Source organism: Breoghania sp., from assembly GCF_030066895.1.
Taxonomy (GTDB): domain Bacteria; phylum Pseudomonadota; class Alphaproteobacteria; order Rhizobiales; family Stappiaceae; genus Breoghania.
In genome coordinates, this window is record NZ_JASJAV010000040.1 from 1 (window position 1) to 9,084 (window position 9,084).

General features: G+C 58.9%; 11 protein-coding genes. 8 read left to right on the forward strand and 3 right to left on the reverse strand.

Annotated elements, in window-relative coordinates; all coding sequences use genetic code 11:
- On the forward strand, positions 1–198 hold a 198-nt coding region (locus tag QNJ43_RS26095; RefSeq protein WP_300474853.1), incomplete at its 5' end, for a Tc toxin subunit A.
- A gap of 30 nt (positions 199–228) precedes the next feature.
- Positions 229–555 carry a hypothetical protein gene (locus tag QNJ43_RS26100; RefSeq protein ID WP_300474855.1) on the forward strand — a complete coding sequence of 109 codons (327 nt, stop codon included), beginning with the start codon at positions 229–231 and terminating at the stop codon, positions 553–555.
- Positions 556–593: 38 nt separating this feature from the next.
- Here the strand turns inward: QNJ43_RS26100 and QNJ43_RS26105 are convergent, their stop codons facing one another.
- Positions 594–755 (reverse strand): hypothetical protein, encoded by a 162-nt coding sequence (locus tag QNJ43_RS26105; RefSeq protein WP_300474858.1) that lies wholly within the window; start codon positions 753–755, stop codon positions 594–596.
- A gap of 206 nt (positions 756–961) precedes the next feature.
- Here QNJ43_RS26105 and QNJ43_RS26110 point away from each other — a divergent pair, with 206 nt between their 5' ends.
- The 6 genes from QNJ43_RS26110 (at position 962) to QNJ43_RS26135 (ending at position 7,005) form a co-directional block, all read left to right on the forward strand.
- A complete protein-coding gene (locus tag QNJ43_RS26110; protein ID WP_300474861.1) occupies positions 962–1,819 on the forward strand; it encodes a hypothetical protein in 858 nt (285 codons plus the stop codon).
- Positions 1,820–1,999: 180 nt separating this feature from the next.
- Positions 2,000–3,289: a neuraminidase-like domain-containing protein gene (locus QNJ43_RS26115; RefSeq protein WP_300474863.1), complete on the forward strand. Its 1,290-nt coding sequence runs from the start codon at positions 2,000–2,002 to the stop codon at positions 3,287–3,289.
- A gap of 937 nt (positions 3,290–4,226) precedes the next feature.
- Entirely contained in the window at positions 4,227–5,468 is a 1,242-nt protein-coding gene (locus QNJ43_RS26120) for a hypothetical protein (RefSeq protein WP_300474866.1), read from the forward strand.
- Positions 5,443–6,555 (forward strand): hypothetical protein, encoded by a 1,113-nt coding sequence (locus QNJ43_RS26125; protein WP_300474868.1) that lies wholly within the window; start codon positions 5,443–5,445, stop codon positions 6,553–6,555. The genes QNJ43_RS26120 and QNJ43_RS26125 overlap by 26 nt, the downstream gene beginning before the upstream one ends.
- A complete protein-coding gene (locus tag QNJ43_RS26130) occupies positions 6,506–6,742 on the forward strand; it encodes a hypothetical protein (protein WP_300474871.1) in 237 nt (78 codons plus the stop codon). Before QNJ43_RS26125 ends, QNJ43_RS26130 begins: the two co-directional genes overlap by 50 nt.
- On the forward strand, positions 6,700–7,005 hold the full coding sequence (locus QNJ43_RS26135; RefSeq protein WP_300474874.1) for a hypothetical protein: 306 nt from the start codon (positions 6,700–6,702) through the stop codon (positions 7,003–7,005). The genes QNJ43_RS26130 and QNJ43_RS26135 overlap by 43 nt, the downstream gene beginning before the upstream one ends.
- A gap of 112 nt (positions 7,006–7,117) precedes the next feature.
- Here QNJ43_RS26135 and QNJ43_RS26140 read toward each other — a convergent pair whose 3' ends face one another.
- Together QNJ43_RS26140 and QNJ43_RS26145 are read right to left on the reverse strand one after the other, a co-directional pair.
- Positions 7,118–8,119, reverse strand: a complete 1,002-nt coding sequence (locus tag QNJ43_RS26140; protein ID WP_300474876.1) for a tail fiber protein — start codon at positions 8,117–8,119, stop codon at positions 7,118–7,120.
- Positions 8,120–8,141: 22 nt separating this feature from the next.
- On the reverse strand, positions 8,142–8,510 hold the full coding sequence (locus tag QNJ43_RS26145) for a hypothetical protein (protein WP_300474880.1): 369 nt from the start codon (positions 8,508–8,510) through the stop codon (positions 8,142–8,144).
- Positions 8,511–9,084 lie beyond the last annotated feature (574 nt).

The window sequence follows — 9,084 nt, forward strand, 5'->3', positions numbered from 1 at the left end:
GGGGGGCAGGTTTACGCCAGACCGTCTAGCCTTCAGTCGACGCAGTCGGTCCCGGCCTATTTGCGCCATCTCTACCGGATCGCCACGGGCGCGGATTCCGATATCGGCATCATTCAACCGAAAGACGAGCCGTTCGGGATTGAAAGCCGCCGCCCGGATCTCGTCGCACTCGTGCTCAGCGAGGATAATCTCAAATAGGAAATTCCAACGATCGAGCTCGTCAACGAGGTGCTGGATGCCGGGCGCGATGAGCTCGACATGGCCACGGCCTTTCAGCCGATCGCGCTTCCCTTCAACGAAGACGAAACGACGACGCGCACGGCGCTCGCTCAGATCGGCGGCACCACGCTCAATGACGTTCATCTGCGCACGTCGGGGCCCTGTTTCCCCTGCACGCCGATTTTCGCCTCGCCCGCGATCAGGCCGATCTTCTGGGTCTCACCGGAACGATGGACAAACCGGCTGCGGTCGGAAGCAAAATCAGCCTGCTGTGCTAGAATGCGGCGGCGAGCACCGATAGCGCTCCATCCACACTCGATGGACTTTACGGCGTAAGCGACACGGCCGAGGCGAGCCGTCTTGAAACGCTCCTGTCAAGCCTCAATCTCGATTTCGATGCGTTCACCCAGCTCTTCGGTCTCTATGTAGTTCTGAGCGAAGACGACCAGCCCGCCGCCCAGGGCGCTTTCGCCACCTCCTTTTTCAATAACGAAGATTCCTTTGAACTCTTCCAGGACGCGAACGGGCAGAGCCATCTGTCGATGAGCGGCTCGGCGTTACCGGAGCCATATCTCCAATCGGCCAACTATCTGGCCCGCCTCCATCATGCAAGCAGGCTGGATTTCCATCACCTCAACTGGCTGCTGACGGTCCCCGGCGCGCGCGAAGAAGCGCAGGAAGGCACCACAACGAGCGACGCCGCCCGAGCGCGGCTCAGCAAGACGGGCCTGCGGATACGGTGGTGGAGACAGAGACGGAAACCACGGTCGGGCTGGAGCAGACGGAAACCTCGCTCCTGCGTCAGCTCTTCAGCTGCGACGCCGCCGAGGTGCATGGCACGATCACGGCTGCCGCAACCCCGGTCGACGATCGCGATTTCAACGCCGTCCTGCGGCACGGGCTCGGGCGCTCGACGGTTGAAATCGAAGCCATGACCGAGGCGCTGCAAGACGGGTTCGCCCTTAAAACGGCCGTGGATGCACGCGGGCTCGGCGCGCTTTACCGCCTGAGCGCGCTCATGCGACTGCTCGGCTGGCCGATCCTGACGAGTCTGCCGCTGATCGAGCGCATAACCGAAATGTCAGGTGCGGATTTCCCGCTTTACCATGCTCTGACCGCGCGAAACGAAACCGCGGAGGAGACGGATCGTCTGTGCAGTGCCATCGACTGGCTTGTCACGCTGTCGCGATGGATGGAGGACGCCGGGCTTGCGAGCGATACGCTGCTGGCCTTGCTCACTCCCGCCGAGATCGGAACGCTGCAGGCGAGCCAGGCCGACCGGGATTGGCTGGAGAGCCTTGCCTTCTCACGTGCTCCTACGCTCGTCAACGCAGAGACCTTTCGCGACCACGAGATTTGGGAGGACAGGGACGGGAAGCGGGTTCAGGTCCCCGGCGAGACCTGGAATGCGCAGTTGTCAGGCGAAAGCGGGCTTTACGGGGCTTCCGGCATCTTCAATCCGGACAAGGATCCCGAGGTTATCGACGCGGCGTGCCGCACCTATATCGACACCACCTACGCGGTCGATTTCGACAACGAGGTCAACGAAACACAACTCGCCCAGCTCGTCACCCGTCTGGAGAAGCGGCGAGACACCTAGTCTCAGGCACTGGTCCATCATGTGACGATGCTGGCTCCCAGCCTGGGAGTCGCCGGGGCAACCGGATTGATCGTCTAGACGCAAACCAACGTCTTCGATGCTCTGGCCGCGCTGTCGGCGGGGCCAGAAGATGATGACGCCCTGTTCCGGCTTTCGGAATTTCGGCGCTATGCGGGTGCGGTGGAGGCGCTCGAACTCGGCGATATCGAGATGATGCTCGTCGCCGAACAGCCGCTCTGGCTGGGCGAAGCCATGGCGGCGACGGACCCGGCGCAGACGGGCCCCGGCCCGCTGGACCTCGGTCAGCTATGCCTCTTTCACCACTTCAACACGCTTCAAGTCGACGTCGCAACCGATGCCGCCTGGCTCGGCTATCCGGCGCTGACGCGAGAAGGGCGACCGGATGCCGAGGAAGGCGAAGACGAGGCCGCGATATGGCGAACGTCTTGCTTGGAGACGCTCGCGATACTGCTGGAATGCCCCGGCGAGGATGCAACCATCTATGCGGACACCTTTCTGGGCGAAGATGAGGTTGCGGACGATATCGCCAAGGTCGAGGAGATTTCCCGCCATGCCCGTCTGGCCTCGGATCTGAACATAGGCGCCGTCGAGCTCCTCGCTCTCAAGGAATTGAGCAGCTCCGATGTCAGCGGTGACCGGGCTGCAGCGGCCGCAGCGGCACGCGCAGGGCTTTCTCGCTTCAACGGCGGCAGCCAGATGCCGCTCTTCGACAATGCGGTGGCAGAGATCAAACGCGATGCGCTGCTTGCTGTCTACATGCGAACCCGCGTTGCGACCGATCCGGTACTGGCTGCAAAGGTGGTCGACCGCGAAGCGCTCTACAGCCACCTGCTGCTCGATGTGAATGTGACCAGCGCGGTGCCCACCAGCCGGTTCGTGGAAGCGACGAGTTCGCTGCAACTCTACATCGATCGTGCGCTGAACGGTCTGGAGGAGACAGCCGAGTTCCACGACCGAGAAGCCCTCGCCGCGCAGTGGCAGATCGACAGGTCCTACCGCCTGTGGGAGGCCAACGCGAAGCTGCAGCTCTACCCGCAGAACTACATCGAACCGGCCTTGCGCTACATCACCTCGCCGGAATTCAAGACATTGCTGCAGACCGTATCGGGCGGCGACCTCAACGAGGACAGCGTAGAGACGGCGATCAACGCCTACATGTCGGGACTGGCGACCTGTTGCGACCTCCGCCTGTGCAGCGTCCACCGTGAACGTTCGAACGAAGAAACGTCATCCGACACGGCGACCTACCATTTTCTCACCAGCGCCCAGTGGAAGCCGAGACGTTTCTTCTACCGCAAACTGGAGGCCGATTTCGGGACGATTTCCAGGCTCACCGATCCCAGCCAGTACCTCAAGGCCCTCGACTGGACGTTTTGGCAGGAGGTCGTCGTTCCCAAGACATACGATCTGATTTCGAATGTCGCAGTATGCTTCTTCGACAACCGCTAATACTTCTTCTGGCTGGAAGTTTAAGAAAGAATTATCTCTTCGACGGACAGTGCGGTCATGACATGGTGCGTTCATCCCCGCTACATGCGTTGCGACGCCCGCGCGCTGACCGGCCCCATGAACACGCCTGAGCTTGTCATTGACGGAGACCTCGTCTCACCAGTGACGACACATTAACGATCGGCAATGCCTTAGTATGGACGGGGCAGAAGCCGAAGACGAACGGCACGTATCAACCCGTGATCATGCCCGTCTCTGCGGCCGAGGCTTCGCAAACCGCGAAAGCGGACGCGAACACGAGGGGCACAGTCGTTGTCAGTTTCGGCGTCGATCTCACCGATCACAAGGACATCGTCTACAACACCTCCGTGCGGATGCACTTGTCGGAGACCTCGGCCGACGCGATCTTCCATCTCGAACGCGGGCAGGACCGGCGTTTCGACAAGGCCGCACCTGCCGGTTTTTCCGCCATCCACCCGCGCCCCGCGGACGAATATGCCTGCAGAGTGGTCGGCGACGACAGTATCGAGGAGTTCAGCGACGACGGCGCTCAGCTCAACGGCTTCTACGAACTGGAGATTAACAGCGATGGCGGCGAGACGTTCGAAATCACCAACAAGTACGCACCGGGTTCATTGCTGTTCAACGCGACCTTCACACCGTTGGAGACCGGAAGCGAGAACCTGGGGGCCATCAGAGCCACGGCCGTCCTGGGTGATCGCGAGTATCTGCGCGAACTGACTGCGAGCGAGAATGGCGATCCGGACACGTCGTTGCGCTCACTGAGCGAGGTGAAGCCGACCGAAATCGAAACCCGGCTCGTGCTGATTTTCGAAACGCCGGACGAGCAGCAAAAGACCTTTGAGGGCCCGTGGGTAGGAGGCCCGACGCCCTCTACCAGGAAGAGCTGGAAGCTGACGAACTGGCGGCAACGGGGGTGGGCAAAACCGTCCACATCCACAACGAGACCGTCGATGTTACGACGGCTTTGCCGAGCGACTGGGACTTCAGCTCCGCCGATTCCGCCGAGATCTATGTGCTCCTGCAGGTTCGAAGATCCGTCAAGGACATGGAAATCGGCATTACCTCGCAGAACGAGAATTTCACTCTGACGGTTCCGCCCGTCAATGAGCAGGTCGATTCCTCCCTTTTGCTCGGCACGTTCAAAATAGAGAAATTCACCGATGAGAACGGCTTTGCGGACAAGACCCATACCGGGTGGACGCGCGAAAGCACCTATGCGAGCCGGAACTTCGTTCACATCATGAAGGGCGTCGCGACCCCGCTCAACGAGAGCCTGCTGCTACAGAACTATTCCTCCATGTTGGCCGAGATTGCCGAGATCATGCCTCGACCAGGCGGCATCGACAGCCTTTTCCAACTCGAAAACCAGACGGGGACGGAAGATCACGGGACGTTCGTGGCCGATTTCGAGGCCACACTCGCTCAGGTTTATGCTGGCGACACGGAGACAGCGCTCAATCCGCAATACACACCGACCGCCGCATTCGATTTCGACGCGGCCTACGGCGAATACGGCTGGGAAATCTTCTATCACATCCCCTCCGCGGTGGTGGCAGGCTATGCGGATGTGGGACAGTTCAACGAGGCGCTCGCCTGGCTGGAAAAGATCTTCAACCCTCGCTCCAACCCGATCTGGAACGTATATCCGCTTCGTGGAGCAAGTGTGCCTGAAGCCGGACCGGCTTTTGACGACGGAGGCGTCACCGCCGATCCGGACCGCCTCGCCACGGACTATCCCTTCTACTACCAGCACGCAGCGATCCGGCATTATCTGGAGGTGATGATCGCCTCCGGGTATGCGGACTATGAGGAGGAGACACAGGAATCCCTGCAGCGAGCCAAGGCGACCTATGTCGCCGCCAAACAGCTCTTTCGCGACACGCTGGGCGAAACGCTGGAGGTTCTCACCAACCAGCCCTGGCCCAATCCCAGCCTTGGCGAGGCTGCGGACTACGAATTTGGCGGGTTCCTCCCCCACAATCAGGAGATTAGAGACCTTTACGATACGATCGAAACGCGTTTGAGCGATCTCAGGCACTGGCTCGACGTCAAGCGCAAGCCGCTGAACGTACCGCTTCTCGCCGTACCGATCGATCCGAAGGAATTTGCAGGTCGCTGCCAAGGTGGCCTTGAGCCTGCGGGACGCCGATTATGAAGAAGAGGATGAGAAGGATTCTCTCGTCGACTTCATCACCGTCCTTCGTTCCGCCAAGGATTATGTCGCCAACCTCAAGACGACCAGCAGCAGGCTGCTGGCCGCCAAGGAAAAGACCGACAGCACCCGCATGGCGATCACCCAGAAGGGAATCGACCGCGACAAGATCCGTCGGGCTGCGGCTCTGCAGGATCTGGAAATCCAAGCCGCGGAAAAGGCGGTGGACATCAGCAGAGTGGCCCTGATCGGCGCCGAAACAGCGCTCGCCCAGCACGTGGGCACGATTCTCGTCGCCTACGGCACAATGGCGATGGCCGCCAACCTGCGCGCGACAGCCCTGCTTCTAAAGCTCTACTCAAACGATATTCATCGCAAAGTCACGCTTTTCACCGGACGCCTCAAAGCCGTCCTGGCGAATATCTACGGCGCAGCGACCGGACGTCAGAGACCCTCGCTCACCGATGTAATCGACATGCGAAACCAAATCGCTGACCTACTCGACGACCTCATGAGAGGCAAGGGATTCGAAAAAAGACAAGAGAGTCGGGAGGAATTCCTCAAATTGGCGGGAACGGCGATCACGCTTTCCACCGACATTGACAAGGCCAAGACGGAATTGAAACAGGCGAAGGTGGCCTTGAACAAACAGGTTCTGAGCCGCAAGCATCTGGACGAGGAAATGGGAGATCTGGACAAGCTCACGCAAACGGCCTCCCGGAACTTCGCGATGTTCGATTTCTACAACTGGCTGGTCACCGATCTGGAGTTTCTGTTTGCCGAGGAATGGTCGGTCACGCAGGAATTCTGCCGTCTGCTGGTCCGCCTCTACAAGGATGAGACCGGCGAGACGAACGGTGCGGGTTTTCTCAGAACCACGACGCTCGGCAACGAGTACGAGCAACTCAACGCCCCCTATCGTCTTGCTCTGGACCTTGAGCGGCTGGAGGCAGCCTATGTCCGCTTCGCGCTGGACCAGCAGGGGCTGAGCACGAGCTTCGCGCTCAGCGAGGTTTCGACCGTGGGCAGCAACTCAGAGCGTGCTCACCGCACTCGTGGAACACGGCGAGGCCTATTTCGATCTCGATGAAGCGATGCTCGATGCTCTTTATCCCGGCCAGTATGACCGCCGCACCCAGAGTGTGAACATCCGCTTTCCCGGGCTGGCGAAGGCCGGCCTCAGCCCGCATGCGCACCTCAGCCAGATTTCCAACACGCGCTACGCCACCGTCGAATGCGACCCGCAAAAGGGTGGAAAGATCCGCAAGAACCGCTAGCCCTGCAAAGCATCGTCATTGGAGCACCCGAGATCGATACGGCGCAATTCGATACGCCAGACGGGCTGCTCAAGCGGTTCCAGAACACCGGCGTTGAATCTCGCTGGCATCTCGTCCTGCCGGCGGTGCGCGAACTCAAGCGGCAAAAGGGCAGGCACGGCCGGGACAAGGCATGGCGGGAGACCGCGACCCGGCATTTCGAAGTCCTGTCGCAGAATCTGGACGAAATCGAATTCGAGGTGACCTTCTCCGGACGCTGGTAGCGGAGCAGCGCTTCAAAAGGAAAACGCCTTCGGATGGCTCCCATCCGAAGGCGTCTTTTCCATCTTTTGCAAGACGGAGGCTTTTGCCTCCGTCCCTTTTCCTCCGCCCCGATCAGAGCAGCGTCTTGATGACGAAGCGGACACTGACATTGATCGGACGGGTTTCCGCATCGCCGCCGGCCATTTGGAACGTCCTGTCGCCGGTGAGCCTCATGACCTTGGAGCTTCTGCGAAAGGCCCGGACATTGTTCTTGCTGCCACTGGGATAGCCGTCCACACGAATGCGAGACGGATTCGTGGGGTGAGCTGTAAGATCGCCCTGGTAGAGATTTTGCCCGAGGCGCAGCTCTTCCGCCGTGCACGGGAAACCCCGGTCGAGGTCCCCGTCCCTGCCGCCATCGGCATTCGCGGCACCGCGCAGAAAATAACCGCGGAGATCCGGCAGGCGGAAAAGAGGATCCCCGTCACCACCAAATCGTGTTCCCAGCACCGCGAAGAGGTCCGCGAATTCTCCCTTGTCCAGTTCCTCCCCATTGCAGGTCGCCCAATTGTCGAGGCTCTCTTCGGTTTTGACGGCCAGAATAGTGCCGACAGGCAGCTCGGTGCCGGGCGTGGCACTCGCAGACACGATAAAACGGATATGCCACCCGACGCAAAGGCTCTTCGGTCGGGTCTCCGCGTCCTCGCCCTTCACCGTGAAATCCACTCCCGGTTGATGGCGCGCCGCAGTCGCGTTGCCCCCCGGCCAGTTCGGGCTTGCATCGAAAGGAAAATTCTTTATCGGGATCTCGAATTGCGCCGAAACAGGCAGACCCGTCGCCCACCGCTCGTACGAACCGACCCGATTGCCCTCATTGCCTTTGATTTCGAGATCGGGACGGGGGGAAATCCTAGCCAGACGATCGGGCCCAAAGATCGCCCCTTCGTGCGTTTCGCTGACCCCGCGTAAATAGGCGCCTGAAAGATCGGGCAGATTGAACGCACTCGGCAAATCGGCATTCGGCCCGCTCGCCCCACCGTTTGCGGTGTCGATCACCTGAAAGAGACCGGACAAAACGGCATCGGCCTGCGTTGAGGAGGACGAGCCGTCGCAAAGACGCCAGGTGGCGCGCACAGAACTCGGCGTTTCTTCGGGATCATAGGTGAAGCGAGATCACGCCGCCGACAGGCACCTGCCCGATCAACGGATCCAGGAGCGTGTTCGGCAACTCCTTGATGAGATAGTGGACGTGAATGTTGACGGGACGACTTTCACTATCGCCACCCGTCGCCGGGATCCGTCTGGTACCGTCGTGGTAACGGATCCGCTTGCCGGAATCCAACCTCCCGCCGTGACTGGTTTTGCCACCGCTTTTGATCCGTTCCGACAGGCTGAAATTGTTGTCGGGACGACGAGTGGTGTAGGTCTGCAGGCTTGAGATCGCATCGCCCGTATTGCCGGTTTCGTTTGACCCCGAGGCAATGCGCGAACTCGCATTCGAATCCTGGTCCGCCCCCTCGTCCACTCCGCGCAGGAATACACCTCACAGCTCTGGCACGTAGAAATCGTCATCGCCGCTCTGGCCGAAAGCGACACCGATGGCCGCAAACAGAACGGGAAAGGCGCCCTGTTTGAAGGATTGACCGTCGCACAGAAGCCATCCCTGATCCCTCAGTTTCTCCTTTTCGCCCTCCGCATCGACATCTCCGAAATAGGCAATGATCGCCCCGACGGGGCGTCGGCTTCCGTATCGATTTGCTCTGAAAATATTTCGTCATCCTGTCCCATATAATCCTCCGGACATGAAAGTATTGTTAACTATCGGTAAATAGAGCTTTTATATTATAGAATATTTCAAATTATATTTTCATCTATTTCATTTTTTATTCATTTATTATACATATAATATGATATATATTTTTATTTAAAAACAAATATAATAAATATTTATAATATTGTTCTCGTAACATAAATTTAATCAAAATATATTTTATCTATATAAATTATCTTACCGTACGTATCTTTCGGAAATTATATTGTCATTTCAATAATTAATTCCATATTCTACTGTATCTTTTCTGAACTTGCATTCGCTCTAA

What these genes read in the sequence shown, in the direction of transcription:
- QNJ43_RS26105 (WP_300474858.1), bottom strand. Translation starts at nt 755, where the DNA reads ATGGCTCTGCCCGTTCGCGTCCTGGAAGAGTTCAAAGGAATCTTCGTT.
- QNJ43_RS26135 (WP_300474874.1), top strand. Translation starts at nt 6,700, where the DNA reads ATGCGACCCGCAAAAGGGTGGAAAGATCCGCAAGAACCGCTAGCCCTG.